The sequence below is a fragment of the Yaniella soli genome, from assembly GCF_054782375.1.
This window is the reverse complement of sequence record NZ_BAAGSP010000034.1, coordinates 1-23,134: the sequence shown is the minus strand read 5'-3', so window position 1 is coordinate 23,134 and position 23,134 is coordinate 1. Positions and strand designations below refer to the sequence as shown.

21 protein-coding genes are annotated in these 23,134 nt (G+C 56.4%); 13 read left to right on the top strand and 8 right to left on the bottom strand.

Features of this window, described 5'->3' with window-relative positions:
* A complete protein-coding gene (locus ACYVJT_RS13635) occupies positions 1 to 636 on the top strand; it encodes an alpha/beta hydrolase (protein WP_343957495.1) in 636 nt (211 codons plus the stop codon).
* Positions 637 to 709: 73 nt separating this feature from the next.
* On the opposite strand, the gene ACYVJT_RS13630 is transcribed toward ACYVJT_RS13635, so the two are convergent.
* Together ACYVJT_RS13630 and ACYVJT_RS13625 are read right to left on the bottom strand one after the other, a co-directional pair.
* Positions 710 to 1,756: an NAD(P)-dependent alcohol dehydrogenase gene (locus tag ACYVJT_RS13630; protein WP_343957497.1), complete on the bottom strand. Its 1,047-nt coding sequence runs from the start codon at positions 1,754 to 1,756 to the stop codon at positions 710 to 712.
* A gap of 49 nt (positions 1,757 to 1,805) precedes the next feature.
* Complete coding sequence (locus ACYVJT_RS13625; protein WP_343957499.1) at positions 1,806 to 2,036, bottom strand: RNA-binding S4 domain-containing protein; 231 nt, start codon at positions 2,034 to 2,036, stop codon at positions 1,806 to 1,808.
* Positions 2,037 to 2,151: 115 nt separating this feature from the next.
* Here ACYVJT_RS13625 and ACYVJT_RS13620 point away from each other — a divergent pair, with 115 nt between their 5' ends.
* The 3 genes from ACYVJT_RS13620 to ACYVJT_RS13610 are packed head-to-tail and all read left to right on the top strand — an operon-like array spanning position 2,152 to position 5,609.
* Positions 2,152 to 3,528: a glycine--tRNA ligase gene (locus ACYVJT_RS13620; RefSeq protein WP_343957501.1), complete on the top strand. Its 1,377-nt coding sequence runs from the start codon at positions 2,152 to 2,154 to the stop codon at positions 3,526 to 3,528.
* Entirely contained in the window at positions 3,529 to 4,383 is an 855-nt protein-coding gene (locus tag ACYVJT_RS13615) for a GNAT family N-acetyltransferase (protein ID WP_343957503.1), read from the top strand. It begins immediately after the preceding gene.
* 5 nt (positions 4,384 to 4,388) lie between these two features.
* Entirely contained in the window at positions 4,389 to 5,609 is a 1,221-nt protein-coding gene (locus tag ACYVJT_RS13610; RefSeq protein WP_343957505.1) for a YibE/F family protein, read from the top strand.
* An 80-nt stretch (positions 5,610 to 5,689) separates the two neighbouring features.
* On the opposite strand, the gene ACYVJT_RS13605 is transcribed toward ACYVJT_RS13610, so the two are convergent.
* The 3 genes from ACYVJT_RS13605 to ACYVJT_RS13595 form a co-directional block, all read right to left on the bottom strand.
* On the bottom strand, positions 5,690 to 5,821 hold the full coding sequence (locus tag ACYVJT_RS13605; protein WP_343957507.1) for a putative transporter small subunit: 132 nt from the start codon (positions 5,819 to 5,821) through the stop codon (positions 5,690 to 5,692).
* Positions 5,822 to 6,001: 180 nt separating this feature from the next.
* Positions 6,002 to 7,168 carry an MFS transporter gene (locus tag ACYVJT_RS13600; RefSeq protein ID WP_343957509.1) on the bottom strand — a complete coding sequence of 389 codons (1,167 nt, stop codon included), beginning with the start codon at positions 7,166 to 7,168 and terminating at the stop codon, positions 6,002 to 6,004.
* A 9-nt stretch (positions 7,169 to 7,177) separates the two neighbouring features.
* Complete coding sequence (locus ACYVJT_RS13595; RefSeq protein WP_343957511.1) at positions 7,178 to 7,864, bottom strand: class I SAM-dependent DNA methyltransferase; 687 nt, start codon at positions 7,862 to 7,864, stop codon at positions 7,178 to 7,180.
* Positions 7,865 to 8,119: 255 nt separating this feature from the next.
* Between ACYVJT_RS13595 and ACYVJT_RS13590 the strand changes: the two genes are divergently transcribed.
* From ACYVJT_RS13590 to ACYVJT_RS13575, 4 genes are read left to right on the top strand one after another with little or no spacing between them, the layout of a single operon-like run.
* The gene (locus tag ACYVJT_RS13590; RefSeq protein WP_343957514.1) at positions 8,120 to 9,616 is read left to right on the top strand and encodes a CoA-acylating methylmalonate-semialdehyde dehydrogenase; all 1,497 of its coding nucleotides are present in this window, start codon (positions 8,120 to 8,122) and stop codon (positions 9,614 to 9,616) included.
* Positions 9,617 to 9,623: 7 nt separating this feature from the next.
* Positions 9,624 to 10,682 carry an enoyl-CoA hydratase/isomerase family protein gene (locus ACYVJT_RS13585; RefSeq protein ID WP_343957517.1) on the top strand — a complete coding sequence of 353 codons (1,059 nt, stop codon included), beginning with the start codon at positions 9,624 to 9,626 and terminating at the stop codon, positions 10,680 to 10,682.
* 13 nt (positions 10,683 to 10,695) lie between these two features.
* Positions 10,696 to 11,574 carry a 3-hydroxyisobutyrate dehydrogenase gene (gene mmsB, locus ACYVJT_RS13580; RefSeq protein WP_343957519.1) on the top strand — a complete coding sequence of 293 codons (879 nt, stop codon included), beginning with the start codon at positions 10,696 to 10,698 and terminating at the stop codon, positions 11,572 to 11,574.
* 2 nt (positions 11,575 to 11,576) lie between these two features.
* Positions 11,577 to 12,350: an enoyl-CoA hydratase-related protein gene (locus ACYVJT_RS13575; protein ID WP_343957521.1), complete on the top strand. Its 774-nt coding sequence runs from the start codon at positions 11,577 to 11,579 to the stop codon at positions 12,348 to 12,350.
* 164 nt (positions 12,351 to 12,514) lie between these two features.
* On the opposite strand, the gene ACYVJT_RS13570 is transcribed toward ACYVJT_RS13575, so the two are convergent.
* Entirely contained in the window at positions 12,515 to 14,275 is a 1,761-nt protein-coding gene (locus ACYVJT_RS13570; RefSeq protein ID WP_343957523.1) for an AMP-binding protein, read from the bottom strand.
* A gap of 333 nt (positions 14,276 to 14,608) precedes the next feature.
* On the opposite strand from ACYVJT_RS13570, the gene ACYVJT_RS13565 reads away from it, so the two are divergent.
* The 4 genes from ACYVJT_RS13565 to ACYVJT_RS13550 are packed head-to-tail and all read left to right on the top strand — an operon-like array spanning position 14,609 to position 19,403.
* Positions 14,609 to 15,811, top strand: a complete 1,203-nt coding sequence (locus ACYVJT_RS13565) for an acyl-CoA dehydrogenase family protein (protein WP_343957525.1) — start codon at positions 14,609 to 14,611, stop codon at positions 15,809 to 15,811.
* Positions 15,812 to 15,824: 13 nt separating this feature from the next.
* Complete coding sequence (locus ACYVJT_RS13560; RefSeq protein ID WP_343957527.1) at positions 15,825 to 16,586, top strand: SDR family NAD(P)-dependent oxidoreductase; 762 nt, start codon at positions 15,825 to 15,827, stop codon at positions 16,584 to 16,586.
* Between the two features lie 45 nt (positions 16,587 to 16,631).
* Positions 16,632 to 17,786 carry an acetyl-CoA C-acetyltransferase gene (locus tag ACYVJT_RS13555; RefSeq protein WP_343957529.1) on the top strand — a complete coding sequence of 385 codons (1,155 nt, stop codon included), beginning with the start codon at positions 16,632 to 16,634 and terminating at the stop codon, positions 17,784 to 17,786.
* A gap of 57 nt (positions 17,787 to 17,843) precedes the next feature.
* Positions 17,844 to 19,403, top strand: coding sequence for an AMP-binding protein (locus ACYVJT_RS13550; RefSeq protein ID WP_343957531.1), 1,560 nt, complete (start codon positions 17,844 to 17,846; stop codon positions 19,401 to 19,403).
* Between the two features lie 24 nt (positions 19,404 to 19,427).
* Here ACYVJT_RS13550 and ACYVJT_RS13545 read toward each other — a convergent pair whose 3' ends face one another.
* Both ACYVJT_RS13545 and ACYVJT_RS13540 read right to left on the bottom strand, forming a co-directional pair.
* Positions 19,428 to 21,185: an AMP-binding protein gene (locus ACYVJT_RS13545; protein ID WP_343957534.1), complete on the bottom strand. Its 1,758-nt coding sequence runs from the start codon at positions 21,183 to 21,185 to the stop codon at positions 19,428 to 19,430.
* Between the two features lie 67 nt (positions 21,186 to 21,252).
* Positions 21,253 to 22,275 carry an LLM class flavin-dependent oxidoreductase gene (locus tag ACYVJT_RS13540; protein WP_343957535.1) on the bottom strand — a complete coding sequence of 341 codons (1,023 nt, stop codon included), beginning with the start codon at positions 22,273 to 22,275 and terminating at the stop codon, positions 21,253 to 21,255.
* A 121-nt stretch (positions 22,276 to 22,396) separates the two neighbouring features.
* On the opposite strand from ACYVJT_RS13540, the gene ACYVJT_RS13535 reads away from it, so the two are divergent.
* Entirely contained in the window at positions 22,397 to 23,020 is a 624-nt protein-coding gene (locus ACYVJT_RS13535) for a class I SAM-dependent methyltransferase (protein WP_343957537.1), read from the top strand.
* Positions 23,021 to 23,134: the final 114 nt, after the last annotated feature.

Here is a 23,134-nt window from a genome sequence, read left to right as displayed (position 1 = left end):
ATGCACATCCGCTGGTCGCACGACACCCCACGTCCACAAACGGACCTGGTGGTGTTCCTCCATGGTTTCGGAGCAGATGAGAACGACTTGTTCCCGCTGGGGAACGCCTTTGATGATCGTTTTACGATTGCCAGCGTGCAAGCTCCCAAAAAGCTGCCGGAACACTTCGGCGGCTACTGCTGGTATCCCATCTCAACAGAACTCGAAGCCAACCCAGAACACGTTGTGGCAGCAGTCAAACAGCTCGACGAGTGGGTACAATCCGTCGCACACGACTATCGCAGTATTTCCCTCCTTGGCTTCTCCCAGGGGATGGCCATGGCCACCTCATTGATGCGCATGCGACCAGGATTCTACGCCACCATCATCGGACTGTCGGGATTCATCATCGACGCAACCCAAACCCCAGAACTTGATGAGCTCTTCGACGACGAACACTTCGCGGCATCGAACCAACCATTCTTCTGGGGATACGACCCGGAGGATCCTATCGTCGCTCACGACCGCATCGAACAAACCGGTGCCTGGCTACGACCACGTGTGAATCTGACCGAACGCACCTACAACGGCATCGGCCACGGCATTCACCCCGAGGAAATGCAACACTTCACCCAGTTCATCAACGAAAACGTCTAAATCCTCATCAAAAGGGCCGGGCCAACGAAACCGAATTTTCGTTGCCCGGCCCCATTGCGTGTTCAAAGAAAAACTACTCGTTCGGGGTCACCACAGCGCGACCAGAAACCTTGCCGTCCACCAAGTCCTGATAGGCCTCCAGCGCCTTATCCATTGGATACTTGGTGACCTTCGGCTCGATCTTTCCAACACGGAACAGCTCAGCAACCTCGTGAAGATCCTCGATGGTGCCCCAATACGAATTGGTCAACTCGACCTCATACGGTGTGGTGTAAAAAGTCCATTCATACGGTTGTCCAGCAATACCCAGCACCGTCATACGACCGCCAATAGCCATAGACTGCATAGCCGCCTGGATGGTGCCGCTCACGCCCACGAAATCAAATGCCGCATCGACGCCGGTACCACCGGTGATTTCACGAATCTTCGCAACCTGATCATCGCCACCGGCCACAGTGATCGCACCCAGTTGCTCGGCTTCAGCCATCGCATCTTCTTTCATATCAGTGGCGATGACCGTGGCACCCGTGATCGCTTTGAGGATCTGGACACCGAGCAATCCCAGACCGCCCAGACCGATGACCAGCGCGTATTTATCCGCGCCCGCAAGTTTTGGTGTGGCCAGTTTGATCGCATGATACGGGGTGAGCCCGGCATCAGCCAACGGTGCTGCAATGGCAGGATCAGCGTCACCCAGCGGAACCAGGTTGCGGGCCGGCACGGAGACGTATTCCGCCATACCGCTGTCGCGACCGAGCCCAACAGCCGCATAAGGGTTCGTGGCTGCGTTCTCACAGTAGGTGTCCTGGCCGCGGGAGCAAGCTTTGCACCTGCCACAACCGATGGGGCCATACACCAAATAGGCATCGCCTTTTTCAAAACCATGTACACCCGGGCCGAGTTCATCCACCCACCCGGCGTTCTCATGGCCGAGTATGAATCCGGTAGACAGGCCAGCAGGATTGAAGTCGGCATCAAAGTCTTGGAAAATCGCCACATCAGAGTGGCAAGCACCTGCGCCGGCAACTTTCAAGAGGACTTCACCCGGACCCGGAGTTGGCTTGTGAACATCTTTGAGTACCGGAAAGGTCTTCCAGTCTTCGAATACTACTGCGCGCATCAAATCCTCCTAGGAGATGTACATTACGGTGTCTCACCATGTGAGGTGACTATTGAGTTTCGATGATGAGATCGACGTCCAGTTCGGGCACGGTGATGACATCGTTGGCAAAAAGTTGGCGGCCGCGACGCGTTTCGGTTTCGCCATTGACCTGGATATCTCCGGCACTGATGACATCGCGGGCATCCACCCCGTCTTCGACTACATTGGCCAGCTTCAACGCCTGGCCCAAACGGATCATGTCATCGCGGATTACAAGTGGTTCGCTATTGGTGCTCATGCCTCCATTGTCACCCACAAGCACGAAAGTTTCGACTAACCTAAACTAGTTGCAGGTCAGTCGCTGACTACGCATTAACACATCTAATTTTTCGATAATGGAAAGTGATACCTCCATGGCACAACCGTCCACTCTCGACCAGGTAACCAACCTGGCAAAACGCCGCGGATTTGTATTCCAGGCCGGTGAGATTTATGGCGGTTCACGCTCAGCATGGGACTACGGTCCACTCGGCGTCGAACTCAAAGAAAACATCAAGACTCAATGGTGGAATAACTTTGTTCGAGGTCGCGGCGACATGGTCGGTTTGGACTCCTCCATTATCCTGCCCCGTCAAGTCTGGGAAGCCTCCGGACACGTGGAAACCTTCGTGGACCCGCTTGCCGAGTGCACCGCGTGCAACCACCGGCACCGCCACGATCACCTGGTTGAAGCGTTTGAAGACAAACATGGCCGGACACCAGCACTCGAAGAACTCGTGTGCCCGAACTGTGGCACCCGCGGCAAAATGACCGAACCTCGTACGTTCTCCGGTCTCATCCGTACCTTCCTTGGCCCAGTGGCTGACGAGGAAGGCCTGCACTACCTGCGCCCAGAGACCGCCCAGGGCATGTACTTGAACTTTTTAAACGTGGTGAATGCCTCACGCAAGAAACCACCATTTGGAATCGGTCAGACCGGTAAAGCCTTCCGCAACGAAATTACCCCGGGCAACTTCATCTTCCGCACCCGCGAATTCGAACAGATGGAAATCCAATTCTTCGTGCCACCGGCAGAAGCCGATGTGTGGTTCGATCAGTGGGTCAACCAAGCACAAGACTGGTTCTTCGACCTTGGGTTGAACCCCGAAAACCTGCGTCAATACAACGTCCCAGACGGTGAACGTGCACACTACTCGTCGGTGACCATCGATCTGGAATATAAGTTCGGATTTGCAGGTGGCGATTGGGGCGAACTCATGGGTATCGCCAACCGCGGTGATTTCGATCTGACCAATCACACCAAAGGTTCCGGCACCAAGATGCAGTACTTCGACCAGGCCAGCGGTGAACGCTACACTCCATACGTCATCGAACCATCCTGGGGTTTGACCAGATCCTTGATGGCCTTTCTCGTCGATGCATACTCTGAAGATGAAGCACCGAACACCAAGGGTGGAATCGATACCCGCACCGTGCTGCGTCTGGACCCACGCCTGGCACCGGTCAAAGCCGCCGTGTTGCCGTTGTCCAAAAAAGCTGAGCTCGCTGAACCAGCCAACAAACTGGCGGATGCGCTGCGGAAACGCTGGAACATCGACTACGACGACGCCGGTGCGATTGGTCGTCGCTACCGCCGTCACGACGAAATCGGGACACCATACTGTGTCACCTTCGACTTCGATTCCCTCGAAGACAATGCGGTGACCATTCGCGACCGCGATTCCATGGCACAGGAACGTGTCTCGCTGGACCAGGTAGAGGCCTACCTGGCAGCACATCTGGGAGTGTAAATGGACATTCGCGATTGGCAAGACGGCGACGACCTGAAGCTCCTCGAACTGTTTGGGGACCCTCTCACCGCACAACACCACCACGACCGCACCATGCTGGGCGCCTCAACGCAACAGCCCTTCGGTGTGGGTCTGGTAGCCGTTGACGACGCTGTCCCGGTTGCAGCGGGTGCGATTCGAACACAAGCCTTTCATCCGCAACGGATGTGGTGCTATATCGAAACCGCCCCGCTGCAACGCCAACGCGGTATCGCCACTGCGCTGTTCAACCAGCTGGTCGAACGGGCCCCGGACAACACCGCGTTCAAAACCAGGTCGGTCACCAGCGATGAGACCACCGCGGCATGGCTCACCAACCGCGGTTTCTCTCCGATTCAGCATTCGCAACGCGTCGTCTTGGCTTCACAAGCATTTGAACAAACCGATATAGCAGTGCAAGAACTCGCCACCGGATCGGTAGAACTTTCCAAAGTCGTGGCCGAGTACTACAACGCGATACACGACTGGGACCCATCCGAGCTCACCATCACGCAAGCACAACAGTTGCTCTTAGCGCCCCAAACCGGAGCCGAGCAAGCGTTTGTGACCCGTGATGACCACGGCATCAGTGCGTTTGCGATCGCCTATCCCGGTCCCATCGACAATGTTGTGGACTTACTGATCGGACACAACCCGGCCCACGCGAATCCAACACCATACGTCCACAGCTTGCTGGCGGTCGCCGGCGCGCAGCGCAGCCTGGCCATCGAAATCGACAACTCGACCACCGTTGTGAATGCGTTGCTCAAGTCCGCTGTTGCAGCAGATGCGGTCCTGATCGAGCACGATGCCACAATCTGGGCGACCGACGCCTAACATCGATGCACAATACTCCATCAACCATTCCCGCAGCGCGGCGCAAGATGACCGCGTGGCTCGTGGGCATTTTAGTCCCCCTGGGGATTGCGCTCGTGGTCGCTATGATTTGGTTGTGGCCCTCCGGTGTCCATGAAGAATTGTCGCTGGATGACCCGTATGGCACGACTGAGAGCTTCTCCGTGGAATCCGGTTCCGTCTCTTCCGTCTCCGCACGGGCCTGTAATGGTGGTTCTGAAACCGGCAGTGCCACCGACGTCCAAGATGAGCTGGAATGCCAAGATGCGCAGGTCGCGACCGATCGAGGCACCTATGAGGTGGAAATCCCAGCACAAGTCAGTGCCTCGGCCGAAGTGGTGCGTGGCGATAACGTCAAAATCCTCGTGGGTGAAGACCTCGACCAGACCGGTGTGTTCGTTGACTTCGAACGCACCGTGCCCGTGGCCTTGTTGGCTGCGCTCTATGCCCTGGTCGTGATCGTGGTGGCACGGTGGCGAGGGGTCCGCGCCATCGGTGGGCTGATCCTCTCGTTTGCCGTCCTCTTTGGGTTCATGATCCCGGCTCTGCTCGAGGGCGGCCCACCATTTTGGGTTGGGTTGATTGGCTGCATGCTGATCATGTTGGTGGTCTTATACTTCGCCCACGGATTGTCCCTGCGCACGACAACAGCCTTGCTGGGGACGTTCATCGGACTCCTGCTGACCGCTGGTCTTGCAGCATGGGCATCGGACTCCGCTTATCTGATGGGCCTCGGTGAAGAATACTCGTACATGCTCACCTCGGTGGTCCCGGAGATTCGTCTATCTGGCATTGTCCTGACCGGGTTGTTGGTTGCCGGGCTCGGTGTGCTCAATGATGTGACGATTACCCAGTCCTCGGCGGTCTGGGAGATCAAGGCTGCACAACCGAACATTTCTGCAAAGAATCTCTTTGCCGCGGGGATGCGTATCGGCCGTGACCATATCGCCTCAACCGTCTACACCATCGCGTTCGCGTACGCGGGTGCGGCGCTGCCAATGCTCATGGTCGTCTCGCTGTATGACCGCTCGATGGTGGAAACCATCATGTCTGCCGAGATGGTCGAAGAAGTCGTCCGTATACTGGTTGGCTCCGTCGGGTTGGTTCTTGCCATCCCCATCACCACGGGTATTGCGGTGACCGTCGCCCAGGCCGTGGCCGAACCATCATCGCAGACCACACAGACCGCAACGACGCATGCACATTAAACGCAAAGTGGTCCTCCACTGCACGTGAGGGACCACTTTGGACGCCCGGGGATCTGTTAGTCCAAGAAGTGGCCTAACCGTTAGACCACGCTATCGCCTTCGTCGCGAGCCCTCTTCAAATCTTTGATGAAACCGTGAGCAATCACGTACGCAATGATCGCCACGGTCACGGGCCACATGAGAATATAGCCGGTTAGAAGAACTGTAGTCATGAAATCACTCCTACATCGATGTGTGCGGTGTCGTTGAGGGGTTTCCTCGCTCGAAGCGGCGATATGTTCGGTTTGATAATGCTGACGTTGCAGCCGATGGACATCATCAATCCACGATCATACCGGCCACCAATACCACGAGGCTATCAAAGACGTAGCTGCCGCGGATGATCTCATGCACTACGATTTTCGGGTGCGAATATAGAGAGCAAACATGACGCCGGTCAAGGCCAGTAGTGCAGCACAGACCATAAAAGTGGTTGTGGGGCCCCAATGGGTAAATCCAAGCCCACCGACGACCCCCGCGAAGCCGAGACCAATATCGAAGGTCATATTCCACGCCACGCTGCCACGGTTTGCGCTGCCGGCTTGCTCGAAGCACAGTAAGAGACTCGATGCCTGAACAGTGCCGATACCGAACCCCAGCACCATCATCGTGAGCATCAGCCCCCAGCCAGCAGACAACACGGCAGTCAGGATCAGACCGGTCAAGACCGTGATAATGCCGATGATCATGACCGTTACCGCCGAATACCGATCCAACGAAGCACTTGCAAGAAAGCGACCGACAATGGCGAAGACTTGCATGCTCACGATATACGCCACCGCAGAAACCTCAGGGATACCCGGGCCGAATGCAAGGACCACGCCAAAGACTGTGAGTGCTATGGCGACCGGAAACAGCACCATGCCCAAACCCACCACGCGTGTGCGCGTCTTAGGTTGTGGTGAACCGTCGTCTTGCGTCGATGCGCGTTGTCGTCTTGGTAATGCCAATATTGCAGGTAGCGCCAGCAAGACCAGTCCAAAACTCAGCAACCGGAAACCAATGGTCGGCAAAGTATTGAGCAACCACAATCCCACCGGCGCGCCAATGGCGGTAGCCGTTGCGGTGGTTGCGCCGAAGAAACCAAGGGCTCTGCCCAGCCGCCTCGGTTCGACGGTCGAGGGGACGACCGCAGTCCCAATGACCACCAGGATGCCGAACCCCAGACCGCCCACAATGCTTCCGATCAACAACGTCGCGAGCGGATAGCCCGTCATGACCTTGAATAAGTTGCCGATCGCCTGCAGCCCCAGCGCGGTACAGAACACCAGCCGCGGTCCAAGACGGCTGTTGAGTAACGGCGCCAATGGTTGCACGACCACGACCGCAATCATCATGATTGTCAGCACTGCACCAGCGGTGACGCTGGTCAGTCCCATATGTTGTCCGGCCGTGACCAGCGTGGCGTAATTCAGGAAGAACGTGCCAAACCCAAAGAGCGCTATCCACATCACACCGAGTAGTGCTGGAGTAAGCGTGCGTTGCTCCTCGGGTGACTGTGCAGCACCGGATACGGTCATAGCGCGTCCCTAGGATTTGAGACGCAACACCGCGAGCAAGAATTCGCCATCTTCAACAAACGGCTCAAACTGCCAGGTGCCAAAGCGCTGGAATACTTCCAAGCCGGCGACCTCCGCGTCTTGGGAAAACTGCTGATGTGAATAGCCTCGGGCTAGCTGAAACCCGGTGAGAAACCGTGAAGCAGCGTGCATGTGTTTGGCAACATTTTTCAACGCGGGCACGCGCTCCCACTCGGCAAGAAACGTCTGTACGTTGCCGGCCGAGACGATGATGTCGAAGCGTTTGAGGCCACCGGCACGGTCATCCAGGGCAAAGTCTGCCAGATCCGCCACCTCGAAATGCGCTTGAGGGTATTTCGTATTGGCCACCTCCACGAGGTGCGGGTCCAAGTCGATGCCCATCACATTGTGGCCTGCGTGAGCGAGGTAGCCTGCCAGACGGCCGTTGCCCGAACCGGCATCGAGAATTGTCGACTCGCGTTGTGCGATCGCATCGATCGCTCTGGCCTCGCCGTCAATGTCGAAGCCTTCAGCTTCCATGCGCTCCCAACGTTGTGCGTAGCGTTGGGAATGTGTTGGATCTTGCATTGCCGCCCGCCAAGAATTCAGCTCCTTTTCCGGCGTGTGCTTCGGCGTGGGGGAAAGAGAGAATGCACGGGCAGAATCTGGTGTGGGGAGAGAACCATCGTTGGACATGCCCTTAGTCTAGGCTCGACCAAAATATTCGGCCTCGTATTTGACGCACAGCGTAGATCCTCCCATTGTGCGTATATGCACACGAGCTGTGAGGTATTTGTTAGCAGAGTATTGTCCTAAAGTGTGGCCAAGACCACCATTAAGCTGGCATATTGGGCAGGAAGCGTTGCAGTGAATATTCCCTCACTGTGACACCACCATTATTGCTGAACCGTGGGATTTTCCTGCGGTTCGGGTCATGTCGGAAGGGACAAGATGACACAGACTCTTACGCATTTCATTAACGGAGCTGGCGTTGAAGGTACTTCGGGCCGCTTTGCAGATGTCTTCCATCCTGCAGTCGGTGAAGTTGCAGCACAGGTACCACTCGCCTCACTCGAAGAAGTCAACAACGCCGTGGAAGTGGCAGTCAAAGCCCAGGTTGGTTGGGCCGGCCTGAACGCTCAGCGCCGTGCACGCATCTTGGGTCGATTCGTCGACCTGGCGCACGAAAACATGGACGAGCTGGCAACTGCTTTGTCGAACGAACACGGCAAAACGTTTGACGATGCCAAAGGCGATGTCCAGCGTGGCCTGGAAGTTGTCGAATTTTGCATGGGTGCACCACACTTGATGAAAGGCGAATTCTCGGATCAATCCGGTACCGGCATCGACACCTACTCCATGCGCCAGCCGTTGGGCGTCATGGCAGGCATTTCACCGTTCAACTTCCCAGCCATGATTCCGCTGTGGCAGGCCGGACCTGCCCTGGCCGCTGGAAACGCCTTCATTCTCAAACCTTCAGAGCGGGACCCATCGGTTCCACTGATGTTGGCCGACCTGTTCAAACAAGCCGGCATGCCTGACGGCGTATTCCAGGTTGTCAATGGCGATAAGGCCGCCGTGGATGCACTGTTGGACCACCCAGCAGTGGAGGGTGTCGGATTCGTTGGCTCCACACCGATTGCCCAGTCGATCTACACTACCGCTGCGGCAAACGGGAAACGTGCACAGTGCTTTGGCGGTGCCAAGAACCACGCCATCATCATGCCCGACGCCGACTTGGACCAAGCTGCAGATGCGCTCATCGGTGCTGCCTTCGGTGCGGCCGGAGAACGGTGCATGGCCCTGTCTGTCGCCGTGCCAGTTGGAAAAGAAACCGCTGACGCACTCGTCGCCAAAGTGTTCGAGAAAGCCAAGGACCTCAAAGTCGGCCCCTCGCTGGATCCATCCTCTGACTTCGGCCCTGTTGTCACCGCAGAAGCGAAGGCGCGCATTGAAGCCGCTATCGAAGCGGGTGTGAAAGAAGGCGCAGAACTCGTCCTGGATGGTCGCGGTGTGAAAATCGATGGCCACGAGAACGGTTTCTACGTTGGGGCAACAATCTTCGATAAGGCCACCAAAGACATGTCGATCTACCTCGACGAGATCTTCGGTCCGGTGCTCACGATTGTTCGTGCAGACGACTTCGAAGAGGCCCTAGCACTGCCATCCGAACATGAATATGGCAATGGCGTAGCGATCTTCACGCGCGACGGCGACACCGCGAGAGAATTCACCCGCCGTGTCCAAGTCGGTATGGTCGGTGTCAATGTGCCGATTCCCGTCCCCATCGCTTACTACACCTTTGGTGGCTGGAAGGCATCTGGATTCGGCGACCTGAACCAGCACGGTGCCGACGCGTTCAAATTCGTTACCAAGACCAAGAGCGTAACGTCACGCTGGCCATCCGGCATCAAAGAAGACGCCAGTTTCGTTATGCCACTGCAGTAAGGACACCATGTCACAATCTGAACTTCTGACATCCGTTCAGGGCGGTTTGGGCGTTATTACGCTCAACCGCCCAAAGGCGGTTAATGCGCTCTCTCACAACATGATCACTCTGTTGGATGACGCACTGACCGAGTTTGAGAACAACGACGAGGTCCACGCCGTGCTGATCCGCGGCTCCGGCGACCGGGGCCTATGTTCCGGCGGCGATGTCGTGACCCTGCACAAAAGCGCCGCCGAGAATGATTTGGCCGGTGCTGCACCATTCTTCCGCGAAGAATACATCCTCAATCACCGCATCTACGAGTACCCCAAGCCATATATCGCCATCATGAATGGACTAGTCCTGGGCGGGGGAGTTGGCGTCTCGGTGCCAGGCTCACATCGCGTGGTGACAGATTCCACCAAGTTGGGGATGCCAGAAGTCGGCATCGGCTTCAGCCCAGACGTTGGTGGGGTCTACTACCTTGCCAATACTCCCGGAAAAGTCGGAAACTATATGGCACTCACCGGCAGCCAAGCCTCCGGAGCAGACGCCGTCTACGCCGGCTTAGCAGACGTGCGGGTCCCAGATGAGCGTATTGAGGCACTGGTCCAGCGACTTGAAACCATCACCGGGCCTGACCAAGTGGATGCGATCCTTGCGGAATTCAACGAGACACAAGAATCGGCCTTAGAACATGAATCCACCTGGATTGATGAAGTTTTCGGTGCCGAGACGGTAGAAGAAATTCTTACCGGTGTTCAGACCGTCGCGGCGCAGGAAAATGAGGTGGCACAAAAAGCGCTCAAAGCGTTTCAGCGCCATTCACCGACGGCGTTGAAAGTCTCACTGGAAGCCGTACGTCGTGCCGCAGAGCTCAGCCTGGCAGAAACCCTGGTACAGGATTTGCGTACCACCATGCACGCTGTCGCAGGTACCGAATTGGCTGAAGGTATCCGTGCTCAACTCATTGATAAAGACCGGAACCCGCAGTGGAATCCGGCACAGCTCACTGATGTCACCGATGAAGCCGTACAAGCATTTTTCGGCCCCGTTGACGGCATCGATGATCTCGTCATCGACTAGGTAAGGACTCATCATGAATATTGCATTCCTTGGTCTCGGGAACATGGGTTCCCACATGGCCCGAAATCTGGCAGATGCCGGATACCACATGACATGCTTCGATATTGTCGAAGCAGCAACCCAGGCCGCCGCGGAACACGGCATGACGGTAGCATCTTCTGCAAGCGAAGCAGTGAAAGGTGCTGACGTGGTCATCACCATGTTCCCGGCCGGTAAACACGTCCTGGACGCCTACCGGAACGATCTGTTGGCCAATGCAGATGCCGGGACGCTCTTTATCGACTCATCGACCATCGCGGTAGATGACGCCGTTGAAGCAGCTAATCTCGCCGAAGAAGCTGGGCACCTTGCACTGGATGCTCCGGTCTCCGGTGGTACCACCGGCGCTGAGAACGGCACACTGACTTTCATGGTTGGTGGTAGCCAAGAGTCTTTCGACAAAGCAAAGCCGCTGTTTGAAATCATGGGTCGTCAAATTGTGCATACCGGTGCCTCAGGAACGGGTCAAGCCGCCAAGGTGGTCAACAACATGGCGCTGGCCATCAACACCATTGGCACCGCAGAGGCATTCAGTCTGGGAGAAAACCTCGGGCTGAGCCATCAGACGCTCTACGACGTGATGTCGAGCTCCGCTGCGCAATCTTGGTCTGTCACAACCAACTGCCCGGTTCCTGGCCCAGTACCAACCTCGCCCTCGTCCAACGACTATCGGCCTGGCTTTGCGACCGGTCTGATGGCAAAAGACTTGGGCTTGGCAAAGGCTGCCATCGAGTCGACGAACACTCCGGCAGACTTCGGGCTAGCGGCCTATCACGCGTACACTGAATTCAACTCCGAGACTAATTCGGGGAAAGACTTTTCCGCCATCATTGCGACAAAGCAGAAAGGCTAACTGTGTCTCAGCAAGTTATTTTGACCGAAACTGTCGATCGGGTCGGCGTGATTCGCCTCAACCGTCCCGATGCTCTCAACGCTCTGAATGCCGATCTGATGTATGCCGTGGTCGAAGCCGCCGAAGCATTCCAAGATGATCCCAACGTGATGGCCATCGTGCTGACCGGGAGCGAAAAGGCTTTTGCCGCCGGTGCAGACATCAAGGAAATGAGCGAGAAATCCTATATCGACATGCAACAGTCAGACTGGTTCTCACACTGGAACCGTCTGAGTGATATTCGCTTGCCGATCATTGCGGCAGTGAACGGTTACGCTCTTGGAGGCGGCTGCGAACTGGCGATGATCGCCGATATGATCATTGCCGGACCGAAGACCAAATTTGGTCAACCCGAAATCAACCTGGGTGTCATCCCTGGTATGGGCGGGTCCCAGCGACTCACCCGCGCCATCGGGAAGGCGAAAGCCATGGACCTCGTGTTGACCGGTCGCATGATTGGTGGCGAAGAGGCCGAACGTGCGGGACTGGTGGCTCGTCTGGTCGCCGATGACGAAGTGTTTGACACCGCGATGGAAGTTGGCAAAACCATCGCTGCCAAATCCCGACCCGTCGTCATGATTGCGAAAGAGGCCGTCGACGCTGCGTTCGAAACGACACTTGAACAGGGTCTGCTCTTTGAGCGTCGCACGTTCCACGCACTGTTTGCTCTCGAAGACCAAAAAGAAGGCATGGATGCGTTCGCGAATAAACGTGAAGCTCAGTTCAAAGACCGCTAGCGGACTATAGCGCCACATAACGCTTCCGAAAAATGCCGGATGGGTCGGGAATACCCCGACCTATCCGGCATTTTTGGTGCTTGCGGTACACAAGAACAGGCACCGGAAGCGATACTCCCGGTGCCTGCAAGTACGGCGTGGTCAGCGCGACCCTGAGCGCAGCACTATTTCATGTCAGCTGCTGAAAACTCATGATCGTAGCCTTCCGTGCTGGTGCGTGCAGCCAGCGACTGGTCTGTGAGCTCACCATCTGCACCATGGAATTCGGCTTCCTTTTTCCGCAGCTCAACGCGGCGAATCTTGCCCGAAATCGTCTTTGGCAGTTCTGCGAATTCCAGTCGGCGAATCTTTGCATACGGTGGCAGTTTGCTATCGGTAAAGGCAAAGATGTCTTTGGCCGTTGCCGCATCAGGTTCGTAGCCTTCGGCAAGGACCACATAGGCTTTCGGAACGGCTAGACGGATTGGGTCAGGGGAAGGGACCACAGCGGCCTCGGAGACCCCTGGGTGTTCGATGATCGCCGATTCCAGCTCGAAAGGCGACAGTTTGTAGTCTGAAGCCTTGAACACATCATCAGCGCGGCCGACATAGGTAAACACCCCGTCTTCATCGCGTTCCATGATGTCACCGGTCCGATAATAACCACCGAAAAACGCCGCGTCGTTCTTGTCTGGATCCTTGTGGTATTCCTTCATCAAACCCACCGGGCGCGGCTCGATGGTCAAACAGACTTCGCCTTCGCCCGGGCCTTCTACAAGTTCGTCCGTCGCAGGATCGATTAGAACCACTTGATAGCCAGGCAGTACACGTCCCAGGGAACCAGCTTTGACGTCTTGGCCAGGCGTATTTGCGATTTGCAAGGTCGTTTCTGTTTGTCCGAAGCCATCGCGGATGTCAGCGTTCCAGGCAGTATTGACCGCGTCGATGACGACCGGGTTGAGCGGCTCACCGGCTGCCAATACCTTCCGGGGAGGTGTGGCCATCTGGGTGAGGTCAGCTTGGATGAGCATACGCCATACGGTCGGAGGGGCACAGATGGACGTGACGCCTTCTGCATCCATGACCGACATCAGTTTTTCGGCATTGAAGCGAGCATAGTTGTATAAGAAAATCGTCGCCTCACCGATCAGCGGAGCAAAGAAGTTCGACCATGCGTGCTTGGCCCAACCAGGGGACGCAACGTTGAGATGGACATCGCCGGGTTCTAATCCGATCCAGTACACCGTAGACAAGTGCCCCACAGGATAGGACGTATGGGTATGGGCAACCATTTTGGAGCGCGAAGTAGTCCCCGAAGTGAAATAGATCAGGGCGGTATCATCGGCCCGGGTTGCTTCAGTGACCTCGAATTTCGTTGGCGCCTCGAACGAATCGAGGTATAGGTGCTGTGGATGGACAGCATCGTCTGGCAACTGATCAGCTGATGTCGTGATCACACTAAAATCACCCGGAACGTCGTCGAATTTTGCGGTGTTGCCCGGGTTGGTGACCACCCATGACGCCTCTGAGCGAGCGATACGCTCCTCTAATTGTTCAGGGGCCAGCATGACCGTGGTTGGCAGAAGGACCGCACCCAGTTTGAAACCAGCGAGCATAGTTTCCCACAACTCGTATTGGTTATCGAGCATCACGATGATGCCGTCCCCGCGTTGTACTCCCAAACCGCGAAGCCAATTGGCGACTTGTGACGAGCGCGCTGACAACTCGGCATACGTGGTCGAATACCGCGTGCCATCCTCTTCGAGGATGACCAAGACGTCTTGGTTCGCCCGCTGCTCCGTCGCAGCTACCTGGTCGAACCAATCCAACGCAAAATTGAAGTGCTCGAAACGTGGCCAGCTGAAATTGTCGCGGGCTGTTTCAATATCGGTGCGATGCGCCAGCAGTACATCGCGGGCCTGTCGGAATTGATCGGTAACAGTCATTGGGCTCCTTGTGTCGAGTGGGAACAACATCCTGTGACGTAGACTAATCGTAACGTGACGTGCGGTACAGTTCTTCCGTCAATTTCCTGCTCATTTTCCATCATATGGGGCTCGGTTAGTATGGGGTAGAACGGCGTATAACGCCAGAGATTTGTGTAATAAAATGTGTCTTGACTAGGAGGGATACAGTCTATGCACATCGTGTGTGCAGCGATTGTGGGCGAGAGTTTTGGCAACGATTTTCGGTGAGGGGTCACTCACTGTACACTTGTGCAGTATGGGCTCCCCGAGAGCTGTATCACCTTATACACATGGACCAAGAGAAGGAAGCGCATGACTGCCGCGGAATCGAATGGATTAATTCACAACGTTCATCAAGCCCCGTTTCCAGATGCTGACGTTTTGGATGTCGTTTCGCTACTGGGAGCTGCAGAGCAAGAGCGATTGCTCAATCTGCGCGCCCACCTTCAGGCCAACGTGCGCAAGCAAGTCATCGAGTATTGGAACCGCGAAGAGTTTCCGTTCGAGATGCTTCCCGGCCTGGCTGAGCAAGGTCTTGGTCAACTTTCGGTCGACGGGAGTTCATGGCTGTTTCGGGGCCTGGCTTATGCAGAAGTGTCTCGTGCAGATGACTCCTTGAGCGCGCTTGTGGGCATTCACAACGAACTGATCGTTGGGATGATTCACCAGCTCGGCTCCGATGCACAACGAGAGGAATGGTTGGATAGGCTTCGGAACTTCAAAGCAATCGGTGCCTTTGCCATGACCGAACCAGATCACGGTTCCGACGTCTCAGGAGGGCTGGAGACCACGGCGCAGCAAACCGACAATGGATGGGTGATTAACGGACAGAAGCGCTGGATCGGAGCCGGCACCATCGCTGATTTCTCCCTCGTCTGGGCACGCGACGTCGCTGATGACAAAGTTAAAGGATTCCTGGTCCGCATGGACCTGCCTGGCGTCTCCGCGGACAAGATCACGAACAAAATCGGGCTGCGCGTAATGCAAAACGCCGACATCTCGTTCGACAACGTTCAAATCCGCGAAGAGGACCTTCTTCCAGGTGCCGCAGAATTTAGTGCGGCCAATAATATGTTGCGCAATTCCCGCATCTGGGTCGGCTGGCAGGCATACGGCGCGCAAATGCACGCGATCGATGTGGCGCGTGACTACGCTCTCGACCGCCAACAGTTCGGGCGGCCACTTGCGAAATTTCAGCTGATCCAACAAGACCTTGCAGAAATGATCTCGAATGCGATGGCGTCCTTCGGTTTGATGTATCAGGTGGCGCGTTTCCAGGAGGAACAACGGGTTGAGATGGTTCACGCTGCTCTCGGGAAAGCAACCGGGTCCCGATTACTGCGTGATACCGCAGCACGCGCTCGCAATATCCTGGGCGGCAATGGGATCGTTTCAACCTACGAGGCAGCAAAGATTTTCTCCGATGCCGAAGTTGTACATACTTATGAAGGAACCTACGAAATCAACTCACTCATTGTGGCACGTGCCGTAACGGGCGTGTCAGCCTTCGTGTAGACAGGAGAACATTATGGAAATTCAAGGACAAGCGGCAATTGTCACCGGTGGCGCCTCAGGGCTTGGTGCGACCACGGCCAAAGCGCTGGCCGCGAAAGGCATGAAAGTTTATGCTTTCGACCTGGCACAGGGTATCGAAAATGCTGAGCCGGTCGACAATATCGAGTACCTCGAAGTCAACGTCACCGATCACGACTCCATCCGTGCGGCGATCGCGAAAATTTCCGATGGCAAGGAGCCTCTGCGCGTCGTGATCAACTGTGCAGGGATCGGTACCCCCGGACGTGTGCTGTCACGAAAAGGTCCCCATGATCTGGATCAATTCGCTAACGTCATCAACGTGAACCTGCTTGGTACGTTCAATGTGATGACCCTGGGTGCTGAGCTCATCGCACAGCAAGAACCCGTCGATGACGACGGCCAACGCGGTATTGTCATCAACACCGCGTCCGTGGCAGCATTTGAAGGACAAATCGGTCAAGTAGCCTATGCAGCTTCAAAGGGTGGCGTGCATTCGCTCACCATCTCAGCCGCACGTGATCTGGCCTCCCACGGCATCCGTGTCAACACCGTTGCACCGGGCATCGTCGAAACCCCGATGATGGCGGGTATTACACCAGAGTTCCGCGAAACGCTGGAAGCTTCGGTACCGTTCCCGGCTCGCCTGGGTCGGCCAGATGAATACGCGCAGCTGGTGCTGGATCTCATCGGCCACAACTACATTAACGGCCATACCGTTCGTATGGATGGTGCCCTACGGATGGGCCCGCGCTAAAGCACTGAACCACCGTGTTGATGCATGGTCCCAGGAGGAAAAGATATGTCACAAGCTTTTATCGTTGATGCACTTCGGACACCAGTAGGGCGTCGCAACGGCGGGCTGGCTGATATCCACTCCGCCGATCTCGCCGCAGCACCACTGGCTGCCATGTTGGATCGAGTGGGGGTGGAAACGGGAGAATACGACGAGATCATTCTTGGCAGTATTGACCAGATTGGCCCGCAATCCTTTGACATCGCCCGTACCGCCTGGCTCGCCGCTGGCGGTTCCGAAGCCGTTCCTGGGACCACCATCGACCGTCAATGTGGCTCCGGTCAGCAAGCCATCCACTACGCCACCCAAGCAGTCATGTCGGGGACTTCTGACCTCGTGGTTGCCGGTGGGGTGCAGAACATGTCTACGATCCCACTGGGTAGCGCAAACACCATCATGAAAGACCAAGGGTTTCCTACACCGTTTGCAGGGTCGAAAGCATGGGCAGATCGCTATGGGGATCAGCCCATCTCGCAATTCCACGGTGCCGAAATGATGGCGAACCGTTGGGGTATCACCCGAGAACAAGCCGAAGCGTTTGCGGCTGAGTCGAACCGCCGAGCGCTTGCCGCCCAGGAAGCCGGGTTTTTCGCCGACGAAATCCTACCGCTGGGCGGATTACGACAGGACGAAGGCCCACGAACACCCAATCGGGCAAAAATGCGGGAGCTGCAAACACTTCGACCAAACGGGATCCACACTGCTGCCACAGCATCCCAAATTAGTGATGCGGCAGCAGTGCTGACGATCGCCTCGGAACGCGCCGTTGAAGAATATGGACTTGTCCCACGGGCACGTATTCACCATGTTTCGGCCCGAGCAGATGACCCGGTCATGATGCTGTCAGCGCCAATTCGGGCGACCCGTCATGCACTCGAGCGCACCGGGATGGATATCGAAGATTTCGATGCAATCGAGATCAACGAAGCCTTTGCAGCGGTCGTGCTGGCATGGGAGAAAGAGCTGCGTCCCGACATGTCGAAGGTCAACATTCACGGCGGCGCGATCGCTTTAGGCCACCCGATCGGCGCGACCGGTGCCCGACTCATGACCACGCTGCTGCACACCCTGGAAGAATCCGGGGGACGATATGGCCTGCAAACCATGTGTGAAGGTGGCGGTCAAGCAAACGTGACCATCATCGAACGCCTCGATAACTAAACCGGTCATATCTCACGCCAAACTCCATGATGGGGCTCAATTATGAACACCACAGGCATGTCGACGATTTCAATTGACGACCAAATCCGAATCAGTCAACGCAATTCCGTGTCCCTGCAATTCGCTCGCGTCGCCGAGACCCAGCGCGACAAGATTGCGCTGAAGTACCAAGATCGTAGTTGGACTTACACCAGCTTGAACCACGCGGTGACGGTCGCTGCGGCACGGCTGCGTGCACTGGGCTTGCAGTCGGGCGACCGGTTCGCGGTGATGGGGAAGAACTCAGATACGTTTGTTGTCCTATTTCTCGCCGCATCACGAGCCGGGCTCGTGCATGTGCCCATCAACTTCGCGCTCACCGGGCCGGAATTGCAGTATCTGGTGGCCGACAGTGCGGCAACAACGATCATCGTTGATGACGAATACGCCGATACGGTTCGCGAGATTGCGACATCCAGCGAACTTGAACATGTTGTCGAAATGTCCGACATGTTGGACCACATCCAAACCGTCCTCGCCGATGACAAGGCACTTGCTGAGATTCTCGAGCAAGACGGCTGGGACGGTGCCGAAGAAACCGACCTCGCCCAGCTGCTGTACACGTCGGGCACCACCTCGGCGCCCAAGGGTGCCATGTTGACTCATCGGGCGTTGCTATCGCATTACAACGGCACGATTCCGGCGCTGGATATGACCGGTGACGACAACCCGATGGTACCGATGCCATTGTATCATTCAGCGGCGATGCACGTCTTCACCCTGCCGTATTTGATGCTGGGTGCCACCATCCGCTTGCTGCGGATTCCAGATATTGCCGAGATTTTGCGCTACATCGAGGCCGAACAGATCGGTTCGTTGTTCTTAGCTCCAACGGTGTGGGTCCCGCTATCGCAACACCCTGATCTGGCAAACCGAGACCTGTCGACACTGAAGAAGGCACAATACGGTGCGTCGATCATGCCGGTCACGGTATTGCAACGCCTGCGAGAGCAATATCCTGCGATCGGGTTTTACAATTGCTTTGGCCAAAGTGAAATGTCACCGTTGTGTACGGTGTTGCGCCCCGAAGAACACGACGAGCGACCGGCTTCTGCAGGAAGACCAACCTCGACTGTTCAGCTGCGCGTTGTAGACCCATCTACCGGAGAACACGTGGGTACCGGTGTTCCGGGTGAAGTACAGTATCGTTCGCCGCAACTGTTTTCTGGCTATTGGAACAAAACGGAACAAACCGAAGAAGCTTTTATGGACGGGTGGTTTCGGTCAGGAGATCTCGTCGTGTTGGATGAGGGCGGCTACATTGAAGTTGTAGACCGCATTAAAGATGTCATCAATACCGGCGGTGTCTTGGTTGCCTCAAGAGAGGTTGAAGATGCGGTCTACCGTCATGAGGCCGTGGCAGAAGTTGCCGTGGTGGGACGTGATCACGAGAAATGGATTGAACAAGTCACCGCCGTCGTCGTGCTCAAGGACGGGTACACGGACGTCGCAGCAGATGAGATTCGAGACTTGACGCGTCAGTACTTGGCCCGCCATAAAGTGCCGGGTCATATCGAGTTCGTCACCGAATTACCCCGCAACCAGTCCGGCAAATTACTCAAACGAGAACTCAAATAGTCGAGCGGCCTATGGCCCGGCGACCTACCGAAACTCGGCATCCGAGTATTCGTGCCCGAACCCGTCCGTAGTGGTACGAGCAGCCAAAACATCTGCGGTGTGCTGACCAGTCTCACCGTGTATCTCAACTTCGTCGTGGCGAAGAGCTACGCGACGGATTTTGCCCGAAACGGTTTTCGGCAGGTCGGCCACAAACTCGAGCCGACGGATGCGTGCATAAGGTTGTAGAGCGGTGCGTGCGTGCTCGAAGATATCTTTGGCTGTTTCCGACGTGGGGGAGTAGCCCGGCGAGAGCACCACATACGCTTTGGGTACCGCGGTACGAATCGGATCCGGGCTGGGGACCACTGCAACTTCTGAAATAGACGGGTAGCCCATGAGACCGTTTTCGAGCTCAAAAGGAGAGAGCTTATAATCGGATGCCTTGAAGAGATCATCGGCGCGACCAACGTAGCTGTAGACGCCGCGAGCATCACGCGACATCAGATCGCCGGTGAGATGTAGGTCTGAGCCAAACGCTTTCACATTGCGTTCCTCGTCCCAGTAGTAGCCCGGAGTGAGGCCCACTGGTTTCGGCTGCAGCCGCAAGGCGACCTGACCGGTGCCCGGTCCGTCAATAACTTGTTCGGTGAGTTCATCCACGAGCTCTACATCAAAGCCGGGGAGGGGTTTCCCAAGTGCCCCCGCAGGAACATCTAGGCCAGGGGTGGTCGCGATTTGTAGGGTAGTTTCAGTTTGCCCGTAACCATCACGGATGGTGACATTCCACGCCTCGCGGACTTTTTCAAGTGTCGCCAAGTTCAGCGGCTCACCGGCCGACAGTGCATTCGTTGGAGGGTGCTCCAGGGAGCCCATATTCGCGTGGATCAGCATGCGCCATACAGTCGGGGGTGCACACAAACTGGTTACCGAGAAGTCTTCGATGACCCGCAGCATGGTGGCAGCATCAAAACGGGCATAGTTGACGGACAAGACGGTGGCCTCGCCAATCCATGGCGCAAAGAACGACGACCACGCGTGCTTGCCCCAACCGGGCGACGAAATATTCAAGTGCACGTCGTTGGAGTACACGCCCAACCAGTAGAGCGTTGAGAAGTGGCCAACCGAATAGGATTCTTGGGTATGCAATACCATCTTGGGTTCACTGGTGGTACCGGAGGTAAAATACACGAGCATTTCAGCATCGGCGGGAGTAGGACCAACAACAACAAATTCGTCGGTGGAGGCGTATGCATCAGCGTAGGAATGCGCTCCGGTTACTGGAATGTCGCCGGTGACGAAAACTCCGAGTGATTCTGGTTCAACGCCCAGGCTGGCAAGATCTGCGAATTTCTGGATGTTGTGTTGGTTCGTCAGTGCCCATTGCACTCCGGCACGCTGAATCCTTGACGCCAACGCATTGGAATCGAGCATGACGGTGGTTGGCAGGATGACGGCACCAATCTTGATGGCAGCGAGCATCGCTTCCCACAGTTCGACTTCGTTGTCGAGCATCATCATGAATTTATCGCCTCGGGTGACTCCGAGCGACTGGAACCAGCCGGCTACCTGAGTTGATCGTGCCGAAAGTTCAGCGAATGTCAGGGTACGGGTCCCTGAATCGCCGGTCACAATGAGCGCTGGCTGGTCGGCACGGTGGGGATCCTGAGCGATGGCATCGAACCAGTCGAGACCGAAGTTGAAATACTCAAATGCTGGCCACTGGAACTGCTCGGCGACTTCGGTGGGATCCAGTGCCATGAGACGATCCCTGGCAGCACGATATTGTTGGGTCACATTCATTGGACATCCTTTTCGCCGAGCGTTGATAACCATCGGTCATTCTAATCAACCAGTGGCTAGATTATGTTTATTTCCAGCCCAGCAGTTTGAATACTTCGTACCAGCCGGCGAAAATTTCGCGGTTGCGTTCCGCACCGAGCTGGGCGGGGTTGGCAAACAGTACGTAGTCGGCATCGGCCACGGCTTGGTCCTGGGAAAGCATTTCTGCCAATTCGTCGACCTTTCCCACATAGGTTGGACCAGAGCGTGCCGGGCTGCCATCGAGTTGGCCTGCTTGATCACGAGTGCTGCCCGCATAGCCGAACATGCGCTCATCTTGGATGGACCGCAGTGCATACATGGAACGCGAGACCGTCGTCTTGCCTCCGGTGGCAAGACCCGAAGCCGAGTAAGCATCGTGGTAGCGGCGAATCTGATCTGCCTGCTGGATATGGAATGGACGGCCGTCATCTTGGAGTAGCAGTGTGGATGACAAGAGGTTATAACCCTGTTCACCCGCGGTGATGCCAGAACTGGTCGACCCGGAACCCCACCACAGGCGATTGAGCAGGTCAGGAGACTGTGGCTGTGTCACAAGCTGTGTTGCACCACCGGGGGACCACGGGGAGTTGGGATCACCGGTAGCCACCGGAATACCACCGATGGCGTCGCGAATGCGCTGGCCACGCTCCTGAGCGACATCCGTCCAGTTCTGGCCCGGTTCCAAAGTGTAACCAAACTGTTGTTGACCATCCAGTGCGGCTTCTGGTGACCCGCGGGAGATGCCCAGCTGGAGCCGCCCATCGGAAATCAGATCGGTGGTGGCCGCTTGTTCAGCAAAATAGAGTGGATTCTCATAACGGAGGTCGATCACCCCGGTGCCCAGCTCGATGCTGTGGGTTTGGGCGGCCATGGCTGACAGCGTGGGGAATGGTGCTGACATCATCCACTGAAAGTGATGCACTCGGATCCATGCGCCGTCCAAGCCTTCTTCCTCCGCCGCCGCGGTCATCGAGAGTTGATCATCGAACGCGGCTTTTGGATCAACGGTGCCTGTCGCGCGGTCGTGGGCGAAGTGACCAAAGTTTAAAAATCCCAGTTTTTTCTGCATACTCACGAAACGACGAGTGCCGGCCTGGTATTCCGAATGTGGTTTTTGTCTCCTGACCGTTCTGGTGGTGCGCTGACAACCGCGATACGATCATGTACACCATCGAATGGGGAGTAATATCATGGTGTCTCGAGACCAAACCCCAGCTGTTTTGGGGTGGGAAGCGTTTGTTGCCGCACGTACCCGTGCGATTCGGGGCTTGACCGGCATGGTCCTGGAGCTCGGTGCTGGACAGGGTGAAAATTTTTCAGCATTGACACCCGGGGTGCAGTGGTTGGGTCTGGAACCCTCGTCACGGTTTCGGCGCACACTGGCTGAAAGGGCTCGCCACGCTGGACATCACCAACCACCCATTGCAGCGACGGCGGAAGCAATCCCGCTGGATGACGCCAGCGTCACGAACGTGATGGCCACAACCGTGCTGTGTAGCGTAACCGATCCAGGGCAAGTGTTGCAAGAAACAGCGCGCGTACTCACCCCGGGAGGCCAGGTCGTGCTGGCCGAACATGTGCCGGCACCCACAGGCAGCAGCGCTCGACGCGCCCAGCGGCTCGTCAAACCTTTCACTAAATTCTTCGATCATGGTTGTGATCTGACACGCGATACCGAAGCCGCGGTGCACAACAGCGACCTCACAGTTCAAGATGTCAGTCGGTTTCACATACGGGTACTGGGCCGCCTCCACATACCGTTCGTGGTCATCACAGCCCAAAAACCCGCGATGCCGCAGCACACGCAGGGCTGACCTGTGTCTCGATTTCTGGCTCTTCCGGTTTAAGGGTGGGGTTGGTGGTCTAGGCCGCCTGCGATCAGCAACATTCTGAGTCGGTAGTTGTGGGGGTTTCGGAAGCCGCGGGCC